Genomic DNA, 26,366 nt, shown 5'->3' with positions numbered 1-26,366 from the left:
TTTTCCGTTGTTTATAACTTTGGTCGCAGCCGCTGACCACCCAGGATTGGTAGCCAGTCATGTCTCTTGAAATCGTTATTCTCGCTGCTGGCCAAGGCACGCGTATGCGTTCGGCCTTGCCGAAAGTCTTGCACCCGATTGCCGGCAACTCGATGCTTGGCCATGTTATCCACAGCGCCCGACAACTTGATCCACAGCGCATCCACGTGGTGATCGGCCATGGTGCCGATGCTGTGCGTGAACGTTTAGCCGCTGACGATCTGAATTTCGTCCTTCAGGACAAACAACTCGGGACCGGCCATGCCGTGGCCCAGGCTGTACCGTTCATTGAGTCAGACACCGTGCTGGTTCTCTACGGTGATGTGCCATTGATTGAAGTTGAAACCCTGCAGCGTTTGCTCAAGCTTGTCGTGCCAGGACAAATGGGTCTGCTCACCGTCGAACTGGACGACGCAACCGGATACGGCCGAATCGTTCGTGACACTGACGGCAAGGTTGCTGCCATCGTCGAGCACAAGGACGCCACCGAAGCTCAACGCGCCATCAACGAAGGCAACACCGGTATCCTTGCGGTCCCAGCGGATCGCTTGGCCGACTGGACTGGGCGTCTGTCGAATAACAACGTTCAGGGCGAGTATTACCTGACCGATGTGATCGAAATGGCAGTCAGCGATGGCCTGGTCGTAGCCACCGAGCAACCCCACGACGCGATGGAAGTGCAGGGCGCCAACGACCGCAAGCAGCTTTCCGAACTGGAGCGTCACTATCAGCTGCGCGCCGGTCGCCGTTTGATGGCCCAAGGCGTGACGTTGCGCGACCCCGCACGTTTCGATGTTCGCGGTGAAGTGACCGTGGGCCGGGATGTGCTGATCGACATCAACGTGATTCTCGAAGGCAAAGTGGTGATCGAAGACGACGTGGTGATCGGCCCGAACTGCGTCATCAAGGACAGCACCCTGCGCAAAGGCGTGGTGATCAAGGCCAACAGCCATATCGAAGGCGCAACTCTCGGTGAAGGCAGCGACGCCGGCCCGTTTGCGCGTTTGCGCCCGGGCACTGTGCTGGAAGCGCGGGCGCATGTGGGTAACTTTGTCGAATTGAAAAACGCACACTTGGGTGAAGGCGCCAAGGCCGGTCACCTGACCTACCTGGGCGACGCGGAAGTCGGTGCGCGCACCAACATCGGCGCAGGCACCATCACCTGCAACTACGATGGCGCCAACAAGTGGAAAACCGTGTTGGGTGAGGACGTGTTCATCGGTTCCAACAATTCGTTGGTGGCACCTGTGGATATCCTCGATGGCGCGACCACAGCGGCAGGTTCGACCATTACGTCGACTGTGGATAAATCTCAGCTGGCCGTTGGCCGTGCCCGTCAGAAGAACATTGATGGCTGGAAACGGCCGGAGAAAGTGAAGAAAAGCTGAGTTACCCACAACTCGTGAAAACGCCTTCGCGGGCAAGTCTCGCTCCTACAGTGTTGTGAGTAACCTGTAGGAGCGAGGCTTGCCCGCGAAGCTTTTTATCCACAGATCTTTTTATCGCGCCGCGCTTGACGAAGTCTCATCGATAGGTTTTGATTGCTTCCGTTATCTTTCGAATCGAAACTTATCTAGCCATGTCGAAGCGCAACACTCCTCAACGCCGTCATAACATCCTTGCTTTGCTCAATGAACAGGGCGAAGTCAGCGTGGATGAGTTAGCCAAGCGCTTTGAGACTTCTGAAGTTACGATTCGCAAGGACTTGGCTGCACTCGAAAGCAACGGCCTGTTGCTGCGTCGTTACGGCGGTGCAATCACCATGCCCCAGGAATTGGTGGCCGATATGGGCCAGCCTGTCTCCAAATACAAACAAGCCATCGCCCGCGCGGCAGTGACGCGAATCCGCGAACATGCGCGCATCATCATCGACAGCGGCAGTACGACGGCGGCGATGATTCCGGAACTCGGTCAACAACCGGGCCTGGTGGTCATGACCAATTCCCTGCATGTCGCCAACGCACTGAGCGAACTGGAACACGAGCCGGTGTTGCTGATGACCGGTGGTACCTGGGATCCGCATTCCGAGTCCTTTCAGGGGCAGGTTGCCGAGCAAGTACTACGCTCTTACGACTTTGATCAATTGTTCATCGGTGCCGATGGCATCGATCTGGTTCGCGGTACAACCACTTTCAACGAATTGTTGGGGCTGAGCCGGGTGATGGCTGAAGTCGCCCGCGAAGTGGTCGTGATGGTGGAAGCCGACAAGATCGGCCGCAAGATTCCCAACCTGGAACTGCCCTGGAGCAGCGTCCATACCCTTATTACCGATGATCGTCTGCCGGTGGAGGCACGCGTTCAGATTCAGGCCCGCGGCATCAATTTGATTTGCGCGGCAGTCAGTCAGGAGAAATAACATGTGTGGAATTGTTGGCGCAGTCGCAGAACGTAACATCACCGCGATCCTGGTCGAAGGCCTCAAGCGCCTGGAATACCGTGGATACGACAGTGCCGGTGTAGCGGTCTATACCAATGACGAAAAACTCGAGCGCATGCGCCGCCCGGGCAAGGTCAGCGAATTGGAGCAGGCACTGGCCGAAGAAGCTCTGGTGGGTCGTCTGGGTATCGCCCACACCCGTTGGGCCACCCATGGCGCGCCGTGCGAGCGCAACGCTCACCCGCACTTTTCCGGTGATCTGGCTGTTGTGCACAACGGCATTATCGAAAACCACGAGGCGCTGCGCGAACAACTTACAGCCTTGGGTTACGTATTCACTTCCGACACCGATACCGAAGTGATCGCCCACCTGCTGAGCCACAAACTCAAGGAGCTGCGCGACCTGACCGTGGCCCTCAAGGCGACCGTCAAGGAACTGCATGGCGCTTACGGCCTGGCGGTGATCTCAGCCCAGCAGCCGGACCGTCTGGTTGCCGCGCGCAGCGGCAGCCCGCTGGTGATTGGCCTGGGCCTGGGAGAAAACTTCCTGGCGTCTGACCAATTGGCCCTGCGTCAGGTCACCGATCGTTTCATGTATCTGGAAGAGGGCGATATCGCCGAGATTCGTCGCGACAGCGTGCAGATCTGGGACGTGAACGGCCAAGGGGTAGAGCGTCAGACCGTTCAATACAGCGACGGCGCTGAAGCTGCCGACAAAGGCGAGTTCCGTCACTACATGCTTAAGGAAATCCACGAACAACCGTCCGTGGTGCAGCGCACTCTCGAAGGGCGTTTGAGTCAGAATCAGGTACTGGTGCAGGCTTTCGGCCCGCAAGCCGCTGAGTTGTTCGCCAAAGTACGCAATGTGCAAATTGTCGCCTGTGGCACCAGTTATCACGCCGGCATGGTCGCCCGTTACTGGCTTGAAGAGTTGGCCGGCATTCCGTGCCAGGTCGAAGTCGCCAGTGAATTCCGCTATCGCAAAGTCGTGGTGCAGCCAGACTCGCTGTTCGTGACGATCTCTCAGTCTGGCGAAACCGCCGACACCCTGGCAGCGCTGCGCAACGCCAAAGAGCTGGGTTTTCTTGCCAGCCTGGCGATCTGCAACGTCGGCATCAGCTCGTTGGTGCGTGAATCCGACCTGACGCTGCTGACCCAGGCTGGACGCGAAATTGGTGTGGCATCGACCAAAGCCTTCACCACGCAATTGGTGGGCCTGCTGTTGTTGACCCTGTCGTTGGGCCAGGTGCGCGGCACGTTGGCCGCAGGCGTTGAAGCCACCCTGGTCGAAGAGCTGCGTCGCTTGCCGACTCGCCTCGGTGAGGCGCTGGCAATGGACAGCACCGTAGAAAAAATCGCCGAACTGTTCGCCGAGAAAAACCACACGCTGTTCCTCGGCCGCGGCGCGCAATTCCCGGTGGCGATGGAAGGAGCACTCAAGCTCAAGGAAATCTCCTATATCCACGCCGAAGCCTATCCGGCCGGCGAGCTGAAACACGGCCCGCTGGCGCTGGTGGATAACGACATGCCGGTGGTGACCGTCGCACCCAACAACGAATTGCTGGAAAAGCTGAAATCCAACCTCCAGGAAGTTCGCGCCCGCGGTGGTGAATTGATCGTTTTCGCCGACGAGAAGGCTGGCATGACCAACGGTGAAGGCACTCATGTTGTGCAGATGCCGCACATCCACGACATCCTGTCGCCGATTCTCTACACCATCCCGCTGCAACTGCTGTCGTATTACGTCGCGGTACTCAAAGGCACAGACGTCGACCAGCCGCGTAACCTGGCGAAATCGGTGACTGTGGAATAAGTTATCCACAGCTGATTCAACCTCCAAAATCGCAGCCCAAGGGTTGCGATTTTTTTATCTGAATCGAGGACACTCCATGGACCGCTTTCAGGAAATGCAGGTCTTCGCCGCGGTCGCCCAGGACCAGGGTTTTTCCGCGGCAGCGCGGCGGTTGGGGTTGTCGGCGGCCAGTGTCACCCGGGCGGTGGCGGCGCTGGAGAAACGCATTGGCACGCCGTTGCTCACACGCACTACGCGCAGTGTGCATCTGAGTGAGGCCGGCCAGCGTTATCTTGAAGACTGTCGCAGAATTCTTGCCGAAGTGCAGGAGGCCGAGGATTCAGCGGCAGGCAGCCATGCTCAGCCGCGTGGGCAACTGACGATCACTGCGCCGGTGTTGTTTGGTGAATTGTTTGTCACTCCGTTGATGGTGGATTTTCTTACGCAGTTCCCGGACGTCACGATCAATGCGCTGTTGGTTGATCGTGTGGTGAATGTGGTGGAGGAGGGCATCGATGTGGCTGTGCGCATCGGTGAGCTGCCGGATAGCAATCAGCACGCCATTCGCGTGGGTGAGGTGCGGCGGGTGGTTTGCGTATCACCGGCATTCCTGGCGGCTAATGGACATCCGACTCACCCGCAGGATTTGGCTCGAGGACCGGTTATCGCGACGTCTGCGACGGGCCAGTTACGCAGCTGGCCGTTTCTGGAAGGGGGCGAGCCCATCAGTGTGCGCACCGATCCCCGGTTGGTGGTTACGGCGAATCAGGCGGCGATCACCGCGGCTTGCCTTGGCTTGGGTTACACCCGGGTCTTGTCTTATCAAGTGGCACGCAAAGTCGCGGCAGGGGAGCTGGAAATTGTCCTGGCGAATTTCGAGATGCCTCCCTTGCCTATCCATGTGGTGTACCAGGGCGGACGCAAGGCTGCGGCGCGGGTTCGCAGTTTTGTCGACTTTACTGTCAAGGCGTTGAGGGAACATCCAGCCCTGCAGGTCTGATACGTTATTTCGCTGGATGAAATAATGGATTGCGTTTGTTGGTTATTCTGTTGTTTTGGTGACTGATGGAAGATGGCCCCCCAAGGTGCTGATCTCCCTGAACAACACCACTCAAGCGCGGAGTCGATCATGCAAGCCATCAAACTCTACAATTTTCCCCGTTCCGGCCACGCCCATCGTGTGCAGCTGATGCTGTCCCTGCTGCAACTGCCGACCGAGTTGATTTTGGTCGACCTCGCCAAAGGCGAACACAAAAAGCCCGAGTTCCTGGCGCTCAATGCTTTTGGCCAGATTCCGGTGCTTGATGATCAAGGTGTGGTGTTGGCGGATTCCAACGCGATCCTGGTGTACCTGGCGCAAAAATATGGCAATGGTCGTTGGTTGCCCACCGATCCGGTCGGCGCTGCCAAAGTCCAGCGCTGGTTGTCGGCCGCTGCCGGCCCTATCGCTTTTGGTCCGGCCAGGGCGCGTTTGATCACGGTGTTTGGTGCGCCTTACAACCCTGACGAGGTGATTCCTTATGCCCACAGCGTGCTCAAGGTCATCGATAAGGAATTGGCCAACACTGAATTTCTCGTCGGTAACGAACCTACCATCGCCGACGTAGCAGCCTACAGCTACGTTGCCCACGCACCGGAAGGCAATGTGTCGCTGGACGAGTACGCCAACATCCGCGCATGGTTGGCACGGGTCGAAGCCTTGCCTGGTTTTGTCGGCATGCCGCGCACGGTTGCCGGTCTGCAAAAAACAGCCTGACGTTTGTGGCCCGATGATCGGGCCCTTCACGCTGTGCCATTGGCGCAGGGGAGAAGCCGTGATGGACCGTTCACCGTGGCATGCTGGCGAAAGAGAGTTACAGGCGCATATCGGAGTTGGCGAGCGCATGGAGGCAGTAGGTCGCAGGGTTATTCGCGATTACATGCCGGACCAGCACCGCACGTTCTACGAGCAATTGCCGTTCATGTTGTACGGTGCGGTGGATGCAAACGGCAATCCGTGGGCCAGTGTGCTTGAAGGTGAAGCTGGTTTTGCTCATTCACCTGAGCCGCAACTGTTGCAGTTCAGCAGCGTGCCAGCAGCGGACGACCCGGCGCAATTGAGCGATGGCGCGGCAATCGGCCTGCTGGGTATTGAATTGCATACCCGGCGGCGCAACCGCATCAACGGTCATATCGGCGCAATGACGGCGAACGGTTTTGCGGTGAAGGTTGACCAGTCGTATGGCAATTGCCCGCAGTACATACAGTTGCGGCAGTTTCGCTCGGTGCCGCTGGCGGATGCATCAACGCGTCCCGCGCAGTACCTCAATGAACTGGACGAAGCAGCCAGAGCTGTGATCGCCGAGGCTGATACCTTTTTTGTCGCCAGCTATGTGGACGTCGATGGCGTTCGCTCGGTGGATGTTTCACACCGTGGCGGACAGGCAGGTTTCGTTCACATCGAAGGGAATTGCCTGACCATTCCAGACTTTGCGGGCAACCTTTTTTTCAACACTTTGGGCAACTTGCGGGTCAATCCAAAGGCCGGTTTGTTATTCATTGATTTCAATTCGGGTGACCTGCTGCAACTCAGCGGGCGCACCGAAATTATCCTGGAAGGACCACAGGTAGAGGCCTTTCAAGGTGCCGAACGTTTGTGGACGTTCCACGTGGAACATGTTGTTCGCAGACCTGCTGCTCTTGCATTGCGTTGGCGTTTCGACGGCGTTTCACCCACCAGTCTGCTAACAGGTACTTGGGAGCAAGCCAAAGCTCGCCTGCAAGCCAAGGCTTTAGGTGATCAATGGCGGCCATTGCGTGTCGTACGAATCGAAGCGGAAAGCCAGAACATTCGCTCGATTTACATGGAGCCCGCAGACGGAGCAGGGCTGCCGTTGTTTCAGGCCGGCCAGCATTTACCGTTGCGGTTCAACATTGATGGTGACGTGCATATCCGCACTTACAGTCTGTCGAGTGCCCCATCGGATGATTTTTTCCGTATCAGCGTGAAGCGTGATGGACGGGTGTCTTCACACCTGCATGAACACATTCGCGTCGGTGATCTGCTTGAAGCCCGAGCACCCCAAGGCCATTTCACTGTGGCCGCCAATGAGCGTCGGCCACTGGTACTGTTGGCTGCCGGAGTGGGCATTACGCCGCTGCTGTCGATGTTGCGTGAAGTGGTCTACCAAGGCTTGCGCACCCGTGGGATTCGTCCGACCTTGTTTTTGCAGAGTTCGCGTACCTTGGCGGATCAACCATTTCGTGCGGAAGTGGATCGCTTGCTCGAGCACGCCGGTGATGCGGTCAAGGTGATACGTTTGCTCAGTCAACCGGAGCCGAACGCTCTGGAAGGTGAAGACTTCGATTCGATCGGGCGTATCGATGTCGCACGGCTCACGGAATTGCTTGAAGTTGAAGACTACGATCAGCTGGATTTCGTCTTGTGTGGTCCCGGCAGTTTTACCCAGGCGATGTATGACGGCCTGCGTGAGCTGGACGTCCGCGATGTGCGGATTCACGCCGAAACCTTTGGCCCTTCGACGTTGCGCCGCCAGCCCGATCCGGATGCAATAGTGATCGAGCAACCACCGGCCGCCACCACGTCGGTGCCGGTGGTGTTCGAGCGTTCCGCCAAAGAGGCGCGTTGGCAACCCGAGGGCGGCAGCTTGCTGGAGCTGGCAGAAAGTCGTGGTTTGCAGCCCGAATTCAGTTGCCGTGGTGGCTCTTGCGGCACCTGTAAAACCCGTTTGATCAGCGGCCAGGTGCATTATCCACAACCACCAGCGGAGATACCGGAGGAGGGCGAGGTGTTGATTTGCTGTGCAATTCCGGCTCAGGGCGCGCAGCCTTTGGTACTTGATTTGTAGTTGCTGACAAAGGCTTCTACGAAGGAGCGGGTTCAACTCACAGGAGCTTTATGGTTTTTTTCGTTCGGCTGGTGTCGCTGCTGACTGCACTGACACTGCTCAATGGCTGCGATCAGCGGGAGGCGCCCCCGCTCGATCAGCAGCTGTACATCTGGCAGCGACAATGGACCCCCTCCCATGAAGCAGCGCTGCGCGACAGTCGCGCAGATTTTTCCACCCTGCGTGTGCTGGCATTGCAGGCATTTCCCCAGGCCCGATGGCATCGGGCGCTGATTGACCCTGAGCTGCTCAAGCACGATGGTCGGCCGCTGATCGCAGTGATTCGCCTCGATGGCCAGCTCAAGTCGCTGGATCAGAACGAAGTCACGCTGCAGATTCAGCAGGTGCTCAGCGACTGGCAGACACAAGGATTGACTGTCGCAGGTCTGGAGATCGATCACGACGCCGGCAATGCGCGGCTTTCGGCCTATCGAGAGTTTCTCCTGCATTTGCGCACGGTGCTGCCGGTCTCAATGCCACTGAGCATCACTGCGTTGCCGGCGTGGCTCGGCAGTGCGGAGCTGCCCGCATTGTTAGCCGCGGTCGACAGCAGTGTGTTGCAGGTTCACGCGGTAAGCGATCCTCGCCGTGGTTTGTTCGACCCCGACCAAGCCCGGCAATGGACGAACGCCTGGAGCCGAATAACCAAAAAACCTTTCTATCTGGCGCTGCCGGCATACGGTGTGGCGTTGTTGCCGAATGACGGCGGTGCGCCGGTCGTGGAAAGCGAAACTCGAATCGAACGTGACGGCAAGCGTCAGGAGTTGCTGGCCGATCCCCAACAATTGAGTCAACTCGCTGCACAATTGCGAAACGACCCTCCGAATCATCTGGCCGGATTGATCTGGTTTCGCCTGCCGCTGGCCAACGACCGGCGGGCGTGGAGCCTGACTACTTTGCGCGCCGTGTCGCGGGGAGATGCGCTCCATAGTCGGCTTACGCTGAGTTTCACGGAGCACCAGGGCCTGTATGACGTGAGCCTGATCAATCAGGGCAACCTCGACAGCGCCTGGCCCGAACGCGTCACTGTCGCAGTGCAAGGCTGTGATGGCGCCGATGCACTCGCCGGTTACACGTTGCAACAAGGCCCGGATCTGCTTACCTTCACCCGCTTGCGTGAGGGGCGGATTGCAGCCGGCGGACAACGCGCCGTTGGTTGGGCTCGCTGCAGCAAAATTGATCAAGGAGCTTCGAATGTTCACCCGTAACTGGCCGCGTCATCTGCTCTGCCTGAGCCTCAGCCTGCCACTGGGTTCGGCGTTGGCATGCGGGCCGGATTTCCCGATGCGCCTGCTGGATAACCGTGGTCAATCGTTGGCGGAGCTGCCGGAGGGCAACTTCAACTTCGAGATCAGCCGACTCGGGCACCGGATTGCCGGTTTGAATAACGTCAGCGCAACCGCATACAGCATGGATGGGCCAGACTACGCAGAGCAACGCAATCAGGCTGAGCAGGCGGGTTTGACGCCGGCGCAGCAGGCATTGGTAAAGCAGCTGCGTAGCCTGACCAATGCCTCGCAGGTTGAAGTACAGGGCGCGAACTTGCCCGACGAAATCCGTTTTTATCTGGCCGGTGCGGTGGCGTTCAACGTGGGTGACCATGGGCTGGCAGCCGAATACTTCGAAAAAGTGCTGGCGCTGCCCGCGGATCAACGCGCTTTGCGCAGTACCTGGGCAGCGTACTCGCTGGGCCGGGCGCGATTCGTCATGAGTGCCGGGGCCGGTGCGGCTCCTGATCTGCTGGCGCAAGCTCGCAAGGCTTTTGAGCAAACACGGCAACTGAGTATCGACGACTTCAGTGATCCGCTGGAACTGGGTATAGCCAGTCTCGGCGAAGAGGCCCGCGTAGCCCGCACCGCCGGCGACTGGAACACGGCCATCGAACTCTATGCCACGCAGAACCTGCACGGTTCGGCGGTGGGCTACACCTCACTCAAGCTGTTGGTGGCTGACTTGGCGGCCATGCCCGAAGAGCAGTTGGCCGAACGGCTCAAGGGCAAACCGGTACAGCAACTGGTAACGGCATCGTTGATCAGTCGACTGGGCTGGTCGTTCGGTGAACAACCGGCAAACGAATTGAAGCTGATTAAATTGCTGCAAAACAGCACGCTGGGCAGCCTCGATAATGCGGATCGGCTGGCGGCGGTGAATTATCAACAGGGCGATTTCGCCAGCGCCAAGGCATTCGTTGAACACGCAGGTGATGGTGGGCTGGCGTGGTGGTTACGCGCCAAGCTGGCGCTGCGTGATGGTGATAAAACTGCTGCGGCTGCGGCGTATGCCAAGGCGGCGCAGGCCTTTCCTCAGAATGAATCCTGGGGCGATCGGCGAACGCCGGACTTCGATTATGAAACGCTGCAACCCAAATGTCGGGTTGATGGCGAAAGTGCGATTCTGGCCCTGCAACGCGGGGATTACCTGCAAGCGTTCGACCAGCTTTATCGCAGCCAAAGTATCTACTGGTTTGACGCGGCGACGGTGGCCGAACGTGTGCTGACGCTCGACGAACTCAAGCATTACGTCGACACCCAGGTTCCAGCGCCACCCCCGCTCAGCCAGCATGACCGCGACAACTATGTGCCCTTGCCAGTGGCAGCGAGCCTGCGCAATTTGCTGGGCCGTCGGTTGTTACGCGAAGGGCATTATGAAGATGCGCCCGCCTATTTCGATAACGACGGGTTGCGCCACAAGGCCAGGCTGTATGGCGAGCAACGCCTGGCGGCCGATGCCGCTTGGTGGCCGACCCGCCGCGCCGCCGCTCTGTTCAACGCTGCGTGGACTGCACGTGAGTGGGGGATGGATATTCTCGGTTACGAAATGGCCCCGGATTTCGCCACCTTCGCCGGCAACTACAGCCTTGAAAGCACGGAGCTGAAAGTCGGGCCGCTGGTGGCCGAAGATGAAGTCAAGCGTCAGCAAGCCAGCGCTGCACAGCCTGACCAGCGTTATCACTACCGGTTTGTCGCCACACAATTGGCCAATCGCGCTGCGGATAATCTGCCGCATACCAGTCAGGCATTTGCTGCTGTGCTCTGTGAAGCGGCCGGTTGGAACAGCAGCCTTGCAGATCAAAGTGCGCTCTACCAACGCTATGTCAAAGACGGGCCTTTTGTGGAATGGGCGGCGGACTTTGGCAACCAATGCCCGTATCCCGATTTCGAGAACGCCGACAAACGCTATGTCACCCAGGTTACCGATGCCGCTCGCTCTGCATTGCGTCCATACAAGACGCCTTTGCAGGTGGGTAGCGTTGTTGCGGTCACGGCAGCGGCACTGTTGCTGATCTATCGCCGCCGCCGTAAAGCACAGTAAGGTTCAAGCCTGTTGCACAAAGGTCAGCCGTACGGCGAAACCGATCAACAGGCTACCGAATAACCATTGCTGCAAGCGCTGGGCCGAAGGGCTGCGTTGCAACCAGCGGCCGAGCGCTGTACCGATCAGGGCATAGGTGCTGTCGAAGAGCAAACCGACGCCGACCAGCACACCACCCAACACTGCAAATTGCGCGAGCACCGGCCCGGCCTGTGGGTTGATGAATTGCGGCAGTAACACGGAACAAAACAGCAGCGCCTTGGGGTTGAGCAGGTTGGTCAACAGACCGCGACGGATCGCTTCGCGCCAGCGGGCTTTCTGTATCGGTTGATGGCTGTGCAAGGCCGGCAGCATCGTCGTTCGCAGGCATTGAATGCCGATCCACAGCAGATACGCGGCACCCGCCAGTCGCACCACGTCGAATGTCCAGGGCGCCGCTTTGAACAATGCCGCCAGCCCCAGCGCCGCCAGTACAACGTGACAGCCGCGGGCTACTGCGAGTCCCACCGCTGTGGCGAGTGCCGCTCCTTTTCCCTGACGAGCACCGGTCTGCAGCAGCAGGATCATGTCAGGACCAGGCAACAGGTACACCACGGCCAGTGCCATGAAAAACAGCCAGAGTCCCGCCATGTCACACCCCATTTGTTGTCGATTTGGTAGGGCCAGTGTAGGGCGCAAGGGCAGGGCAGGTGCTTGCGTAGTTTGCTTCAAGATTGGGCTTTGTTGGCATAATCTGCCATGAACAGAACACATGACCATCGGAATCTGCCAAACATGAAACTGGATGCCTACGATCGCAAGATTCTCGCTGCACTGCAGCGCGATGGTCGCTTGACCAACGTGCAATTGGCCGAAGAGATCGGCCTGTCGGCGTCGCCCTGTTTGCGACGGGTACGCATGCTCGAAGAAGCCGGGGTGATTCGCGGTTATCAGGCCAACCTCGATCGCGATGAAGCCGGTCTTGGGTTGACGGTGTTTGTTGGCGTGAAGGTCGAGCGTCACAACGACGAACAGGCCGAGTCGTTTCGCCTGGCGGTCACGGCTTTGCCTGAGGTGATCTCGGCGTTTCTGGTGTCCGGGGAATCGGATTTTCTGTTGCAAGTGGTGGTGCCGGATCTGCGCGCGTACGACCGCTTTCTCACCGGATGCCTGTTGAAGTTGCCGGGTGTGAGCGATATCCGCAGTAACTTCGCGATCCATACGGTGAAAGCACCGGGCCCGCTTCCGTTGACGCATTTGCCTGGCTGAAGTGAATAGCTCGCCGCCTGCCGCAGGCTGCGAGCTTTTGATGTTGTTACATCTGGGTTGCCATTCCCTCCACATTCATCGCGGCCTGTCGCAAGGCTTCAGAACGGGTCGGATGCGGATGGCAGGTCAGGGCTATGTCTTCGGCTGACGCGCTGAACTCCATGGCCACGCAATATTCGCCAATCATTTCACTGACGCTCGGGCCTACCAGATGCACGCCGAGGATCTCGTCGGTGCGCTCATCGGCCAGCACTTTGGCAAAGCCCTCGGTCTCGTGATTGATTTTCGCCCGGCTGTTGGCGGTGAAGGGAAACTTGCCAACCTTATAGGCACGACCCTCGGCCTTCAGTTGTTCCTCGGTTTTGCCAACGCTGGCCAGTTCCGGTTTGGTGTAGATCACGTTGGGGATCAGCTCGTAATTAACCTCACCGGCCTTGCCAACGATCTGCTCGACACACGCCATGGCTTCGTCTTCAGCCTTGTGCGCGAGCATCGGACCTGATGTCACGTCACCAATGACCCAAATGCCAGCGACTTCGGTGCGGTGACCCTTGTTGGCGAGCATGCCGCGCTTGTCCGTGGCCAAGCCAACGTTCTCCAGGCCCAGGCCCTGTGTATAAGGTCGGCGTCCTATGGCTACCAACACATAATCAGCGTCGAGCACTTCGGCGGTTCCACCAGCGGCCGGTTCGACGTTGAGCTGCACACCTGTGTCAGATGTGGTTGCGCTCGTCACTTTCGAACTCAACTTGAAGCTGATCCCCTGTTTGCTCAAGGAGCGTTGCAGGGTTTTACCTGCTTCACCATCCACGCCAGGGCAGATTCGATCGAGGAACTCCACCACTGTCACCTTCGCGCCCAGACGCCGCCATACCGAGCCAAGCTCCAGGCCAATCACGCCGGCGCCGATGACCACCAGGTGTTTCGGTACTTCCGTCAGCGACAGGGCACCCGTGGAGTCGAGGATGCGTTTGTTATCGATCTCGACACCGGGCAGGGGAGTCGGCTCGGAGCCCGTGGCGATGATGATGTCCTTGGCGCTCAGTTCGGTCGTGCCGCCAGCAGCATCCGTGACGCTGACTTTGCCCGGCCCGTCGATTCGGCCCCAACCTTTGATCCAGTCGACCTTGTTTTTGCGAAAGAGAAATTCGATGCCCTTGGTCAGCCCAGTCACGCTTTCATCTTTCTGCTTCATCATCTGCGCGAGATTGAGGCTCGGTTTGACCTCAATGCCGAGATTGGCGAATTCTGCGCCCATGGCTGCGTCGTAGAGTTCGGAGGCATGCAGTAATGCCTTGGACGGCATGCAGCCAACATTCAGGCAGGTGCCACCAAGGGTGGCGCGCCCTTCCACGCAAGCCGCTTTCAAGCCGAGTTGACCCGCGCGAATCGCTGCGTTGTAACCGCCGGGGCCACCACCGAGTATCACGACGTCGTAAGTGCTCATGGATCTTCTCCTGGATTGAAAGGGATCGGAGGGGTAACCGTAGCCTTTGAGTAAAATTACGAGCGTAATATGTGCGTCCGAGGCATTCCGGTCAAGGCTTGGCCTTCGCTGCGCAGAATTCAGTGTGGTTCCACGTGGAACAAATGCTGGGCTGAGAACATTTTCATCCACTAGCGCAGTACGGGTAACAATTGTTAGAACTGTCCGTCGTGGCCGTAGTCATTTAAGTGAGGGCACGGCATTTTGTGCATTCGCTCCCTATGAGTCATTACGGCGCGAATCATGGAAAACGGCGATTAATTGAATAGCCTGCTATTTTTCCAAGATGGTCTACCCTCTGATCAGACGTCTGAAACAAGGGGGGAATCTCCATGCTCGCGCAACTTCCACCGGCCTTACAGAATCTGCAGTTACCGCTACGCCTGCGACTCTGGGATGGCCATGAGTTCAATCTGGGGCCGACGCCCAGCGTCACGATTGTGGTCAAGGACCCACAAATGGTTACCCAGTTCACCCATCCCAGCCTGGATGCGCTTGGCGCGGCATTTGTCGAAGGCAAACTGGAGCTGGAAGGCGCCATCAGCGACGTCATCCGCGTCTGCGATGAATGGAGTCAGGCGTTGCTGGATGAGGACGATGGCAGCCAGCCTGTGCGTACCGTCCACGACAAGGAAACTGACGCCAAGGCGATCTCCTACCATTACGACCTCTCCAATGCTTTTTATCAGCTGTGGCTCGACAGCGACATGGCGTATTCCTGCGCGTACTTCGAGACCGGCAGTGAATCGCTGGAGCAGGCTCAACAAGCAAAATTCCGTCATCTATGCCGCAAGTTGCGACTGCAACCTGGCGAGTATCTTCTGGATGTCGGCTGCGGTTGGGGTGGTTTGGCACGTTATGCGGCCCGTGAATTCGGCGCGAAGGTGTTCGGCATCACCCTCAGCAAGGAACAACTCGCGCTGGCCAGGGAGCGGGTCAAGGCTGAAGGCCTGGAGGATTTGGTCGAACTGCAATTGCTCGACTACCGCGACCTGCCGCAGGACGGCCGATTCGATAAAGTCGTCAGCGTTGGCATGTTCGAACACGTGGGGCACGCGAATCTTCCCGAATACTGCAAAACCCTGTTCGGCGCAGTGAAGGAGGGTGGCCTGGTGATGAACCACGGGATCACCGCCAAACACACCGACGGGCGCCCGGTAGGACGGGGAGCTGGCGAATTCATCGAAAAATACGTATTTCCCAACGGCGAGTTGCCACACCTGGCAATGATCTCTGCCGAGATCAGTGAAGCGGGTCTGGAGATCGTCGATGTCGAGAGTCTGCGCCTGCATTACGCGCGCACGCTGGATCACTGGAGCGAACGCCTGGAAGACAACCTTGAAGCCGCCGCCAAACTGGTGCCTGAACAGGCGTTACGCATTTGGCGTCTATACCTGGCCGGGTGCGCCTATGCCTTCGCTCGCGGCTGGATCAATCTGCACCAGATTCTTGCGGTGAAGGCGCATGCCGATGGCAGTCATGAACTGCCATGGACGCGGGACGATATCTACAATCCTTAAAGTATCGGTGAAATAAGCCGGGCGACCCGCATACCGACCTGTTGCAGGTGGCGAGTCTCCCGGCCTTCCTCTTTGGCGATTTCGTGGGCTTGGGCAAAGTCATCGTTGAGCATCTGCTCCACTTCGCCGGCAAATGTGCTGTCGACCGTCAGCAACATCACTTCGAAATTCAACCGGAACGAGCGGTTATCCATGTTGGCGCTGCCAATGGCGCTGATCTCACTGTCGATCAACACCACTTTCTGATGCAGGAAACCCGGCTCATAGCGGAAAACCCGTACGCCGGCGCGCACGGCTTCAAAGGCATAGAGGCTGGAGGCGGCGTAGACGATTCGGTGGTCAGGCCGCGACGGCAACAGAATTCGCACATCGACACCACGTAATACCGCCAGCCGCAGGGCGGCGAAGACGGCTTCGTCGGGTATGAAGTAGGGACTGGTGATCCACACGCGTTCTGTCGCCGCGTGGATGGCCTCGACGAAGAATAACGAACAGGTCTCGTAGGGATCCGCCGGGCCGCTGGCGAGCATTTGACACAGTACGCCGTCGTCCGGGTACACCTCCGGCAGGATCAGCGGCGGCAACGAACGGGCTGCCCAGAACCAGTCTTCGGCGAAGGATTCCTGCATGCAGGCCACTACCGGTCCACGCACCTGTACATGAGTATCGCGCCAGGGCGCCAAGGGTGGTTTCTCCCCCATGTACTCGTCGCCCACGTTGTGCCCCCCGACGAAGCCGATAACGCCGTCGACCACCACGATCTTGCGGTGGTTGCGGAAGTTGACCTGGAATCGATTCAACCAGCCGCTGCGAGTGGCGAAGGCTTTGACCTCGACACCGGCGTCACGCAGTGACTGAACATAGCTGTGTGGCAAAGAGTGGCTGCCGATTCGATCATAGAGCAGATAGATCGCCACGCCTTCAGCTGCTTTTTCCAACAACAGTTTATGCAGGCGCTGGCCGAGACGGTCGTCGTGAATGATGAAAAACTGGATCAGCACCGCTTCCCGGGCTTGGCTGATGGCATCGAAAATCGCATCGAACGTTGCCCGGCCATTGATCAACAGTCGTACGTCGTTGTTGGCCAGGCACGGCATGCGCCCGAGCTTGGGCATGGCCCTTAACGACGCGTAAGCGGTGGAAGCACGAGCGGTTAGCGCCTCTTCAACCCACGGCCGCCAGTTGAGCTCAGAAATTGCCTTGCGCATTTCTTCGTTGGCCTGACGTCGGGCCTTGATGTAACCATCGAAGGTGCTGCGACCGAACACCAGATAGGGGATGAGTGTCAGGTAAGGCATGAAGACCAGAGACAGCGCCCAGGCAATCGATCCCTGAGCGGTTCGAACGGTCAACACGGCATGAATTGCTGCAATCGTGCCCAGGGAGTGCAGCAGGGCGATGGTGTAGCCAAAAATATGCGGTCCGAAATAATCCATGGGGGCAGCCTTGCTCCTGAAGATTCAATGCTTAACAGACCATGTTCCGGGCAGAATGTCGCTATTTAATTGGCCCATGAACCGAAGCTTGCGGCTGACGTCTAACGGCCACCAATGATCAGGAGTTACACGATGAACGTTCGTCTGCTGGGTTTGGCCATCACGCTGGGTTTGGCACTTCCTGTGGCCGCTCAGGCGCAGATGCTGCAACCGGGTTTGTGGGAATTGACCTCGAGCAACATGAAGGTCGATGACCAGAACCTGCCGGATCTGCAACTGATCCTCGGTCAGATACAAAGCCAGATGACCCCTGAACAACGGGCACAGCTGGAAAAACAGGGCATCACCATGGGGGGCAAAGGCATTCGCGCGTGCCTGACGCCGGAACAGGTCAAGACCGACAATATTCCGCTGACCGATCCGCAATCAGGCTGCAAGCAGGAAATCACCGAGCGCACCGGCAATCAGTGGAAATTCCGTTTCAGCTGTCCGAAAGCGCAGGGCGCGGGTGTCGCCACGTTCCTCAGTGACCGTGAGTTCACCACCAAGGTCAATGGCACGTTCAATGCCACCGGCATTCAGCAAAAGGGTAGCCTCGATACCCGCGCCGTATGGCTGGGGCAGGATTGCGGCACTGTTAAACCTCGGGCATAAAAACTTCGCGGGGTGCAGGCTCCCACGGGTCACGCCCTTGGGAGCTTCAACCTCCGGCCATGCCGGTGGAGCTCAGCCATTCACACACCGCTTCAACCTTCATCCTGCCAAAATCCTCCCCGCTGTTACTGCGCACACTGACAAAGCCACCCGCCTTTTCCTTTTCCCCCACGACCACCAGGTACGGCACGGTTTGACGGTGCTGGCGAATCTTGTAGCGGACCTTTTCGTTACGCAGGTCCGACAGGGCGCGAACGCCGCCACGACGTAACGTCTCGGTAACGGTGTGCGCGTAGTGGGCCTGGCGATCATCCATGCTGACGACCATCACATGCGCTGGCAGGCGCCAATACTGCAGCTCCTGATGACTGGACCAGCACGTTCCATAGACCCGTTGTTGCAAGGTGCCGCTGACGTGATCCAGGGCGAATGCCTGCAGTACCCTGGTGGTTGGGACATGCGGGCCGGTGGTCCAGTACTCGGTTTCACCGAGGCGATAGAGCGAAAGACTTTCCGACGACGATGTCGCCTTGCGGCGGATTGAATGGTTGGTTGCTGCCAGCGATTGCATGCGCGCTTCGATGAGCGGCAGATCGGTCGCGGCGAGGGCTCGCTCGACGGCAAACTCGCAAAAGAACCCGTCACCCAGTGCCGAGCCCACGCGCATTTGCGCATGCGGATGAAGTTGTTTTACGGCCATCGCCAGCATCAGCGTGCAGGACCGGCGCAGGATCTCCAGGCCGTCCGGCTCCTGCGGCGTGACTATGCTGACCCGGGCATTGGCTGCGACCATGAATTCGCAGTCCACCAAGACGCCGTTGACGCGTCCGGCCACCGCCGCGTTGGCCAGCCCCAGGCCAATACTTGCGGCGATTTCATGCACGGTCAGTGGTTGGTCGTACTCACGCAATGAACCATCGGGCAGGGTGATCTGGATCATGATTATTGTTCTCGAATACTTCGATCACACGCGCTAGCGGTTTAACCATAGAACCAAATCCCGTCCGCTGTCATGTAGACATTTGTCGAGGTTCGATTCGTCCGGATGGTCATCCGAAAGCAGGCTCAATTGCCCAACGCCGGGATTGGCTATGAGGTATCGCAACGATGCTTCGCCTTACCCAATCAGGCCGGGTTAGCCCCTCATGAGCGAGCCCATCATCGAAACACCATCACAATGTTATGGTATAACATGATTATCGCGATCGTTATTCGTGAAGAATTTTTCATGTTTGGCAAGCCCCGGGGGTTGACCGGGCTTTCTTGAGGAGCAACTGATGGCAAATCGCTTACCTGTCACGGTCCTGTCGGGCTTTTTAGGGGCCGGAAAAAGTACACTTCTTAATTACATACTACGTAATAGAGAAAACCTTCGGGTTGCGGTTATCGTCAATGACATGAGTGAAATCAACATTGACGGCGGCGAGGTGCAGCGCGATGTCAGCCTTAATCGCGCCGAAGAAAAACTCGTTGAAATGAGCAATGGCTGCATCTGCTGCACCTTGCGTGAGGATTTGCTGGAGGAGGTCGGCAAGCTTGCCAATGAGGGACGCTTTGATTACCTGTTGATCGAATCCACGGGCATTTCCGAGCCGCTACCCGTCGCGGAAACCTTCACGTTCCGCGACGAAAACGGGCAAAGTCTCACGGATATTGCGCGGCTCGATACCATGGTCACCGTGGTCGATGGCATGAATTTCCTGATCGATTACCAAGCCGCGCAAAGCCTCGCATCCCGAGGCGAAACGCTGGGAGAAGACGATGAACGCGCGATCACCGACCTGCTGATCGAGCAGGTGGAGTTCGCTGATGTGATCCTGATCAGCAAGATCGACCTCATCAGCAGTGGCGATCGGGATGAGCTGATGGCGATCCTGAAACGGCTCAACGCCCAGGCTGAGATCATTCCAATGGTCATGGGCGAAGTACCGCTCGGCAAAATCCTCAATACCGGTCGCTTCGACTTCGACAAAGCCGCTCAAGCGCCTGGCTGGTTGCGTGAGTTACGCGGCGAACATGTTGCTGAAACTGAAGAGTACGGCATTGCCTCCAGCGCTTATCGGGCACGTCGCCCCTTTCATCCGCAACGCTTTTTCAGTTTCATTGACCGGCCATGGGTCAATGGCAAACTGCTGCGTTCCAAGGGGTACTTCTGGCTGGCCAGCAAACATATGGATGCCGGAAGCTGGTCCCAGGCGGGAGGATTGGTGCGCCATGGTTTCGCCGGGCGCTGGTGGCGCTTTGTGCCGAACAACCAATGGCCGCAGGACGAGGAAAGCACAGCCGCCATTATGGAAAACTGGACCAGCGACACAGGAGATTGCCGCCAGGAACTGGTCTTCATCGGTCAGAACATCGACTTCAAACAACTCACTGCAGAGCTCGACGATTGCTTGCTGACACACGCTGAAATGGCGCTGGGAGTCCAAGGCTGGCGAATGCTCCCGGACCCCTTTGGCCCTTGGCATGAAGAGGCCGCCTGAGCTTTCCATTGACCCCGTTCAGAAGTCGTGGGTTGCTGCTGTCGCTTAACAACGCTGGAGCAGCACGCCGCTCAAGGCTTCAGCCAGGTGCCCTGGCTTTGCGCTTCGCAGTACGGCTGCAAATACGCCGCATCGGTGGCCACGCCGTAATAGTGAATATCCTGCCGGTAAGGCATATTGGCGACTTGAGCGTTGCTGCACACGCCGAACGCTCCTGCAGGGCACTGGTCGACGTATTGCACGTCGACCTTCTGCCCGGCCAGGTTCGGTTGGCAGAAGCCGTCGGCGAACAGTTTTTGCGGGATGTTGCGGTTCTGCTGGCAGACTTTGACGTCGAGTCGTTCCGCCTGGCTATGGACAACGCAGGCCTGCGCCAGCGCTTCGCCACTGGCAAGCGTCAGCAGAAACGCCAATCCAATCCACCGCATCCTTACCTCCTCAGAAACCTTCGATCATGTTGCAGAACATTCCCACCCATGTCATCGCCGGGCCATTGGGGGCCGGCAAGACCAGCCTGATCAAGAACCTGCTGGCGCAACGTCCCGCGGATGAACGCTGGGCAGTGCTGATCAACGAGTTCGGTCAGATTGGCATCGACGCTGCACTGCTCACCCAGGAAGACGATGGTATCGCACTGGGGGAAGTGGCCGGGGGGTGTTTGTGTTGCGTCAACGGTGCGCCATTTCAGGTCGGTCTCGGGCGTCTGCTGCGCAAGGCGCGGCCGGATCGATTGTTCATCGAGCCTTCCGGCTTGGGGCATCCGATGAATTTGCTCAAGCAGTTGAGCGAGGCGCCATGGCGAGGCGTGTTGAGTCTGCAACCCTGTGTGCTGGTACTCGATGCGCAAGCGCTTGTAGCGGGCAAGCCGCTGCCTGAGGCCCAACAGGAGGCGCTGAACAGTGCGGGATTGTTGCTGATGAACAAGTCTGAAGGACTTGCGCAAGCGGACCGGCAGCGAATTGCCGCCACGTTGCCGATGCGTAAACTGCATTGGACGCAACAAGCTGCGCTGTCTTTGAGTGAGTTGCCCGGGCTGGTTTCGCGAGCGGTGGCGGGTGTGGATAACTTTGTGATGCCGAAAAGTCTGGCGCAGCTCGCGGCGATCTGGAGCGACCCGGTTCTGCCGATCTGTTTAAGCCAGGAACAGGAGGGTGGCTGGAGCATCGGCTGGCGCTGGCATCCGAGCCAGGTCTTTGAGGCCGCTCTCGTTGCGCGCTGGCTTGAAAGCCATTGCTGGCGGCGTGCGAAGCTGGTTATTCACAGTGACAAAGGCTGGATATCGGCCAACGCGCTGGATAATTCCGTGGTGGCGTGGCAACCGAGTGAATGGCGTAAGGATTCGCGGATTGAATTGATTTTCAGTGCGCCGCAAGACCTCGAAGTGCTGCAAAGAGGCCTGGCCAACTGCCGGAGGCATTGAAGATCACGACCGCCACTTGTTGTGTTCCTGCCGCCAATGATTCAGCTCGATCACCTGAGCGCTTGGCTTGACCACATCGACCACAGGGGGCGTGTCGTCAAACGGCATCGGGTACGGCGCCAGTTCGATTTGCGCGCTGTGGGCGCCGAACTGAGTGATGGTGCCGTTATGCCGCGTTTCGCCGGTGACCGTGAATTCAAAGTTATACACACGGGCCAGACGTCGCCGGCCAGCGGCATCCTTGATGAAGCCCATTTTTTTCAGCGCCACGTTGCCATCGAGCAGCTCGATCCCCAGGTTGCTGCAATGCTGCTTGACCCGCTCCAATGCACGTTCGCGCAAGCCGTGGTTGTGCCAAAGCCAGGCGCCAGCAGTGGCGAGCAGCATCAGCACGAAAATATTTCCAAGGGTCAGCATCAACAGGGCGCTCCAACAAGATAGTGTCAGCTTAACTGCGTCGCCGGTCTGTCGTACAGGCTGCGTTTAGTCGCATACTGCGCCGCTCGAATTTCAATCGTTTTACGGAAATCTCACCGCATGAAACGTACACCCCATCTGCTCGCTATCCAGTCCCACGTGGTGTTCGGTCACGCTGGCAACAGTGCCGCGGTTTTCCCGATGCAGCGGGTCGGGGTGAATGTCTGGCCGCTGAACACCGTACAGTTCTCCAACCACACACAGTACGGGCAGTGGGCCGGTGACGTGCTGGCGCCGCACCAGATCCCTGATCTGGTCGAAGGCATCGCGGCGATTGGCGAGCTGGGCAATTGCGACGCAGTGCTCTCGGGCTATCTCGGCAGCGCGGCGCAGGGCCGGGCGATTCTCACAGGGGTGGAGCGGATCAAGTCGATGAATCCCAAAGCGCTGTACCTGTGTGATCCGGTCATGGGTCATCCGGAGAAGGGCTGCAGCGTGCCCGCGGAAGTCAGCGATTTTCTGCTGGAAGAAGCCGCCGCCGTGGCTGACTTCATGTGTCCGAACCAACTGGAACTCGACAGCTTCTCGGGGCGCAAGCCGCAATCGCTGTTTGATTGCCTGGCGATGGCGCGCTTGTTACTGGCACGCGGGCCGAAGGCGGTGTTGGTCAAACATCTGGACTACCCGGGAAAAAACCCGGACGTCTTCGAAATGCTGCTGGTGACAGCGCAAGGCAGTTGGCACCTGCAACGCCCGCTGTTGGCGTTTCCGCGCCAACCTGTGGGCGTTGGTGATCTGACGTCCGGGTTGTTCCTGGCGCGTGTGCTATTGGGCGATAGCCTGCTGGCAGCTTTCGAGTTCGCCGCATCGGCGGTGCACGAGGTGTTGCTCGAGACTCAGGCCTGCGCCAGCTATGAGCTGGAGCTGGTGCGCGCGCAGGATCGGATTGCCCATCCGCGGGTGCGGTTCGAGGCGACATCGATCAGCCTTTGATCGAAGTGCAAAAAAGATCGCAGCCTGCGGGGATCTGAATTCCTCTGCAGGAACTGCCGCAGGCTGCGATTTTTTTGCTTTACGCGTCGCCTTTGATTTCCTGGTAACGCTTTTCCAGTTCCTGGCGAATCTGGCGGCGTTGCTGCGCCTGCATATAGCGACGCTTGTCTTCGCTGTTCTGCGGTTGCAGTGGCGGCACCGGGGCGGGTTTACGTTGGTCATCCACCGCGACCATGGTGAAGAAGCAGCTGTTGGTGTGACGCACTGAGCGCTCACGGATATTTTCGGTCACCACCTTGATGCCCACTTCCATGGACGTGTTGCCGGTGTAGTTGACCGAGGCGAGAAACGTCACGAGTTCGCCGACATGGATCGGTTCACGGAAAATCACCTGGTCCACCGACAGGGTCACCACGTAGCGACCTGCATAACGGCTGGCGCAGGCGTAGGCCACTTCATCGAGGTATTTGAGCAGGGTGCCGCCGTGAACATTGCCAGAGAAGTTGGCCATGTCGGGGGTCATCAATACTGTCATCGACAGTTGGGCGTTTCCGGGTTCCATAGCGTTCTCACGGTTCAAGGCCAGGTTTGAGGGGACGCACCTCTACGGGTGCCTCGGCGGTTTTTTCAAACCAACAGTTATCGGGACGCCGGGCGGCTGATCGCCGTCACGCCGGATCGATCTGTTTCCATATATTGCACCGCCTTTCGGCTGGAAGTCCCGGTGTTACCCTTCAAAAGCCCATCCCCAAGGGCAAAATGCCTACGCGGATAGCGGATTTTCATTCTGCTCGCTCGGACGATTCCCACGCCCGATGTATGAGCAGCGTCACCCAAGGAGCCTCACACCATGCATGCCATCAGTTTTATTCAGGACCTGGCAGTGATCATGTTGGTCGCAGGTGTGGTGACCGTTCTTTTCCATCGCTTCAAACAGCCCGTGGTGCTGGGGTACATCGTTGCCGGGTTCATCATTGGCCCGCACACCCCGCCGTTCGGCTTGATCCATGACGAAGAAACCATCAAGACTCTCGCGGAACTCGGGGTGATTTTCCTGATGTTCTGCCTGGGCCTCGAATTCAGCTTGCGCAAACTGTTCAAGGTCGGCGCCACGGCATTTATCGCGGCGTTCCTGGAAATCGTGCTGATGATCTGGATCGGCTACGAAATCGGTCGCTGGTTTGACTGGAATACCATGGATTCGCTGTTCCTGGGTGCAATCCTGGCGATTTCCTCGACCACCATCATCGTCAAGGCACTCAACGACCTGAAGATGAAAAACCAGCGTTTTGCGCAATTGATCTTCGGTGTGCTGATCGTTGAAGACATCCTCGGCATCGGCATCATCGCATTGCTCTCGAGCATCGCAGTCAGTGGCACGGTCAGCTCCGGCGAAGTGTTTTCTACGGTTGGCAAGCTTTCGCTGTTCATGATCGTCGCCCTGGTGATCGGCATCTTGCTGGTGCCGCGGTTGTTGGCCTATGTGGCGAAATTCGAAAGCAACGAAATGCTGCTGATTACCGTGCTGGGCCTGTGTTTCGGCTTCTGTCTGCTGGTGGTCAAGCTCGAATACAGCATGGTGCTCGGCGCATTCCTGATCGGCGCAATCATGGCTGAATCCCGGCAATTGCTGAAAATCGAGCGCCTGATCGAGCCGGTTCGCGACTTGTTCAGCGCGATTTTCTTCGTTGCCATCGGGTTGATGCTCGACCCGCTGATCCTGCTGCAATACGCCTGGCCGATTGCGGTCATCACCGTGGCAGTGGTTCTTGGCAAAATGCTGTCCTGTGGGCTCGGTGCCTTTATCGCCGGCAATGACGGACGTACCTCACTGCGCGTCGGGATGGGCCTTTCACAGATCGGCGAATTTTCTTTCATCATCGCTTCGCTGGGCATGACCCTGCAGGTCACCAGTAACTTCCTCTATCCGGTGGCGGTAGCGGTATCGGTGATCACTACGTTGCTGACGCCGTATCTGATTCGTGCCGCCGATCCGCTGTCGATCAAACTGGCGGCGGTGATGCCGCAGCGACTGGGACGCGTATTGGGGATGTATGGCGAATGGCTGCGCAGCATCCAGCCACAGGGCCAGGGTGCGCTGCTGGCGTCGATGATCCGAAGGATCTTGCTGCAAGTGGGGGTCAATCTGGCGTTGGTGGTGGCGATCTTCTTCGCGGGCGCTTACTTTGCCGAACGCATTTCCACTTATCTGCAGGATTGGATCAGCGATCCGAGTTGGCAGAAGGCATTGATCTGGGGAGGAGCGCTGCTGTTGTCGCTGCCATTCCTGATTGCCGCGTATCGCAAGCTCAAGGCGCTGTCGATGCTGTTGGCTGAGATGGGCGTGAAGCCGGAGATGGCGGGGCGCCACACGCAGCGAGTGCGTCGGGTGATCGCCGAAGTGATCCCGATTCTCTCGCTGCTGGTGATTTTTCTGTTATTGGCAGCCTTGTCGGCCAGTATTTTGCCGACCAACAAGTTGCTGCTACTGATTGCCGTGGTTGCGGCCGCTGTGGCGGCGTTGCTGTGGCGCTGGTTCATCCGCGTCCACACGCGGATGCAGGTAGCCTTGCTGGATACGCTGGACAATCACAAGGATTCGCCAGGGCACTGACCCGGCCGGGCGTCAGCTGACTCAGCTTTCCAGCCAGACGTCCCGCGCCCAATGCCATACCGATTCCCAGGTTTCTTCTGTCACCAGCTCTTCTTCGGCGGACCATAACACCACGGTGCCGTCTTCTTCGACGCAGTAGTAGTCGTCGCCGTCCTGGCAGATCGGGATCAGGCTGCGATCCACGCCGGCATCCCAGGCGTTGGCGGCAACGTCCGGCAAATAGGTGTGCGATTGCGGGTCGGTGACGGTCACCGGCTCCAGGCTGCCGTAGACCACGTCGCTGACGGTCAGCAAAAACTCTCTGAAGACGAACGGAATGTCGATGAACAATTGTTCTTCAATTTCCACCAGCAGGTCTTCGTCAGGCAACTCCAAGGGGACCGGTACCGGTTCATTGGCTTCACGCAGTTGTTCGATGATTTCTTCCACGTCCGGGATCCTCTTGCTTGTATGGCGCGGTTTATATGGGGCGGTTTATACAGTAGCTCGCTATAGATGCAACCGCGAAATAGAAAACCCCAGCCGAGGCTGGGGTTTTTATTACCGCAAGTGAAGCGCGGAGGGTAATCAGCCGTTCTGGCGGATACCTGCGACCAGCCAAGGCTGGTTTTCGCCCTGTGCACGTTCCATGTTCCAGCTTTCGCTGAACACTTCGCCCTGGTCGAAACGCGAGGTTTTCGACACGCCG

23 protein-coding genes and 1 pseudogene are annotated in these 26,366 nt (G+C 58.3%); 15 read left to right on the top strand and 9 right to left on the bottom strand.

What is annotated here, in order from left to right; all coding sequences use genetic code 11:
- Positions 1 to 59 precede the first annotated feature (59 nt).
- The 8 genes from glmU to D8U73_RS19435 all read left to right on the top strand — a co-directional run bounded on the left by glmU (position 60) and on the right by D8U73_RS19435 (position 11,407).
- Positions 60 to 1,427 (top strand): bifunctional UDP-N-acetylglucosamine diphosphorylase/glucosamine-1-phosphate N-acetyltransferase GlmU, encoded by a 1,368-nt coding sequence (gene glmU, locus D8U73_RS19470; protein WP_082557575.1) that lies wholly within the window; start codon positions 60 to 62, stop codon positions 1,425 to 1,427.
- 191 nt (positions 1,428 to 1,618) lie between these two features.
- Positions 1,619 to 2,395 (top strand): DeoR family transcriptional regulator, encoded by a 777-nt coding sequence (locus D8U73_RS19465; RefSeq protein ID WP_056854272.1) that lies wholly within the window; start codon positions 1,619 to 1,621, stop codon positions 2,393 to 2,395.
- A 1-nt stretch (position 2,396) separates the two neighbouring features.
- On the top strand, positions 2,397 to 4,229 hold the full coding sequence (glmS, locus tag D8U73_RS19460; RefSeq protein WP_130905477.1) for a glutamine--fructose-6-phosphate transaminase (isomerizing): 1,833 nt from the start codon (positions 2,397 to 2,399) through the stop codon (positions 4,227 to 4,229).
- A gap of 76 nt (positions 4,230 to 4,305) precedes the next feature.
- Positions 4,306 to 5,208, top strand: coding sequence for a LysR family transcriptional regulator (locus D8U73_RS19455; protein ID WP_056854298.1), 903 nt, complete (start codon positions 4,306 to 4,308; stop codon positions 5,206 to 5,208).
- Between the two features lie 129 nt (positions 5,209 to 5,337).
- Positions 5,338 to 5,964 carry a glutathione S-transferase gene (locus D8U73_RS19450; RefSeq protein WP_130905476.1) on the top strand — a complete coding sequence of 209 codons (627 nt, stop codon included), beginning with the start codon at positions 5,338 to 5,340 and terminating at the stop codon, positions 5,962 to 5,964.
- Between the two features lie 61 nt (positions 5,965 to 6,025).
- A complete protein-coding gene (locus D8U73_RS19445; RefSeq protein WP_130905475.1) occupies positions 6,026 to 8,056 on the top strand; it encodes a pyridoxamine 5'-phosphate oxidase family protein in 2,031 nt (676 codons plus the stop codon).
- 50 nt (positions 8,057 to 8,106) lie between these two features.
- Positions 8,107 to 9,303 carry a DUF3142 domain-containing protein gene (locus D8U73_RS19440; protein WP_130905474.1) on the top strand — a complete coding sequence of 399 codons (1,197 nt, stop codon included), beginning with the start codon at positions 8,107 to 8,109 and terminating at the stop codon, positions 9,301 to 9,303.
- Positions 9,290 to 11,407, top strand: coding sequence for a hypothetical protein (locus tag D8U73_RS19435; RefSeq protein ID WP_130905473.1), 2,118 nt, complete (start codon positions 9,290 to 9,292; stop codon positions 11,405 to 11,407). The genes D8U73_RS19440 and D8U73_RS19435 overlap by 14 nt, the downstream gene beginning before the upstream one ends.
- 3 nt (positions 11,408 to 11,410) lie before the next feature.
- Here the strand turns inward: D8U73_RS19435 and D8U73_RS19430 are convergent, their stop codons facing one another.
- Complete coding sequence (locus D8U73_RS19430; protein WP_056854303.1) at positions 11,411 to 12,037, bottom strand: LysE family translocator; 627 nt, start codon at positions 12,035 to 12,037, stop codon at positions 11,411 to 11,413.
- A gap of 144 nt (positions 12,038 to 12,181) precedes the next feature.
- On the opposite strand from D8U73_RS19430, the gene D8U73_RS19425 reads away from it, so the two are divergent.
- The gene (locus tag D8U73_RS19425; protein WP_056854304.1) at positions 12,182 to 12,655 is read left to right on the top strand and encodes an Lrp/AsnC family transcriptional regulator; all 474 of its coding nucleotides are present in this window, start codon (positions 12,182 to 12,184) and stop codon (positions 12,653 to 12,655) included.
- 46 nt (positions 12,656 to 12,701) lie between these two features.
- Here D8U73_RS19425 and lpdA read toward each other — a convergent pair whose 3' ends face one another.
- Positions 12,702 to 14,102 (bottom strand): dihydrolipoyl dehydrogenase, encoded by a 1,401-nt coding sequence (gene lpdA, locus D8U73_RS19420; RefSeq protein ID WP_130905472.1) that lies wholly within the window; start codon positions 14,100 to 14,102, stop codon positions 12,702 to 12,704.
- Positions 14,103 to 14,473: 371 nt separating this feature from the next.
- On the opposite strand from lpdA, the gene cfaB reads away from it, so the two are divergent.
- Positions 14,474 to 15,661 (top strand): C17 cyclopropane fatty acid synthase CfaB, encoded by a 1,188-nt coding sequence (gene cfaB, locus D8U73_RS19415; RefSeq protein ID WP_130905471.1) that lies wholly within the window; start codon positions 14,474 to 14,476, stop codon positions 15,659 to 15,661.
- Here cfaB and cls read toward each other — a convergent pair.
- Positions 15,658 to 17,097, bottom strand: coding sequence for a cardiolipin synthase (gene cls, locus D8U73_RS19410; protein ID WP_130905470.1), 1,440 nt, complete (start codon positions 17,095 to 17,097; stop codon positions 15,658 to 15,660). The two genes, cfaB and cls, sit on opposite strands and share 4 nt — an antisense overlap.
- A 132-nt stretch (positions 17,098 to 17,229) precedes the next feature.
- On the opposite strand from cls, the gene D8U73_RS19405 reads away from it, so the two are divergent.
- Positions 17,230 to 17,751: a DUF3617 domain-containing protein gene (locus D8U73_RS19405; protein WP_056854308.1), complete on the top strand. Its 522-nt coding sequence runs from the start codon at positions 17,230 to 17,232 to the stop codon at positions 17,749 to 17,751.
- Positions 17,752 to 17,797: 46 nt separating this feature from the next.
- Here D8U73_RS19405 and D8U73_RS19400 read toward each other — a convergent pair whose 3' ends face one another.
- The gene (locus D8U73_RS19400) at positions 17,798 to 18,691 is read right to left on the bottom strand and encodes a His/Gly/Thr/Pro-type tRNA ligase C-terminal domain-containing protein (RefSeq protein ID WP_130905469.1); all 894 of its coding nucleotides are present in this window, start codon (positions 18,689 to 18,691) and stop codon (positions 17,798 to 17,800) included.
- 337 nt (positions 18,692 to 19,028) lie between these two features.
- Between D8U73_RS19400 and zigA the strand changes: the two genes are divergently transcribed.
- A complete protein-coding gene (gene zigA, locus D8U73_RS19395; RefSeq protein ID WP_130905468.1) occupies positions 19,029 to 20,234 on the top strand; it encodes a zinc metallochaperone GTPase ZigA in 1,206 nt (401 codons plus the stop codon).
- Between the two features lie 71 nt (positions 20,235 to 20,305).
- On the opposite strand, the gene D8U73_RS19390 is transcribed toward zigA, so the two are convergent.
- Positions 20,306 to 20,662 (bottom strand): hypothetical protein, encoded by a 357-nt coding sequence (locus tag D8U73_RS19390; protein WP_056854312.1) that lies wholly within the window; start codon positions 20,660 to 20,662, stop codon positions 20,306 to 20,308.
- Between the two features lie 26 nt (positions 20,663 to 20,688).
- On the opposite strand from D8U73_RS19390, the gene D8U73_RS19385 reads away from it, so the two are divergent.
- Positions 20,689 to 21,654 (top strand): CobW-like GTP-binding protein, encoded by a 966-nt coding sequence (locus tag D8U73_RS19385; RefSeq protein WP_056854313.1) that lies wholly within the window; start codon positions 20,689 to 20,691, stop codon positions 21,652 to 21,654.
- Between the two features lie 3 nt (positions 21,655 to 21,657).
- On the opposite strand, the gene D8U73_RS19380 is transcribed toward D8U73_RS19385, so the two are convergent.
- Positions 21,658 to 22,071, bottom strand: a complete 414-nt coding sequence (locus tag D8U73_RS19380) for a DUF3301 domain-containing protein (protein WP_056854314.1) — start codon at positions 22,069 to 22,071, stop codon at positions 21,658 to 21,660.
- Positions 22,072 to 22,191: 120 nt separating this feature from the next.
- Here D8U73_RS19380 and pdxY point away from each other — a divergent pair, with 120 nt between their 5' ends.
- Positions 22,192 to 23,064: a pyridoxal kinase PdxY gene (pdxY, locus tag D8U73_RS19375; RefSeq protein ID WP_056854315.1), complete on the top strand. Its 873-nt coding sequence runs from the start codon at positions 22,192 to 22,194 to the stop codon at positions 23,062 to 23,064.
- A 79-nt stretch (positions 23,065 to 23,143) separates the two neighbouring features.
- On the opposite strand, the gene D8U73_RS19370 is transcribed toward pdxY, so the two are convergent.
- Complete coding sequence (locus D8U73_RS19370; protein ID WP_041073853.1) at positions 23,144 to 23,626, bottom strand: acyl-CoA thioesterase; 483 nt, start codon at positions 23,624 to 23,626, stop codon at positions 23,144 to 23,146.
- 288 nt (positions 23,627 to 23,914) lie between these two features.
- On the opposite strand from D8U73_RS19370, the gene D8U73_RS19365 reads away from it, so the two are divergent.
- Positions 23,915 to 25,678, top strand: a complete 1,764-nt coding sequence (locus D8U73_RS19365) for a cation:proton antiporter (protein WP_056854316.1) — start codon at positions 23,915 to 23,917, stop codon at positions 25,676 to 25,678.
- Between the two features lie 21 nt (positions 25,679 to 25,699).
- On the opposite strand, the gene D8U73_RS19360 is transcribed toward D8U73_RS19365, so the two are convergent.
- Both D8U73_RS19360 and D8U73_RS29570 read right to left on the bottom strand, forming a co-directional pair.
- Entirely contained in the window at positions 25,700 to 26,107 is a 408-nt protein-coding gene (locus D8U73_RS19360) for an SMI1/KNR4 family protein (protein ID WP_014720555.1), read from the bottom strand.
- 138 nt (positions 26,108 to 26,245) lie between these two features.
- Positions 26,246 to 26,366: pseudogene (locus tag D8U73_RS29570) on the bottom strand (hypothetical protein); the annotation flags it as partial.

The sequence above is a fragment of the Pseudomonas sp. Sample_22 genome (genome assembly GCF_004307635.1).
Taxonomy (GTDB): Bacteria; Pseudomonadota; Gammaproteobacteria; order Pseudomonadales; family Pseudomonadaceae; genus Aquipseudomonas.
Note: the sequence above shows the minus strand (reverse complement) of the source record. Positions and strands in the feature narration are given on the sequence as shown.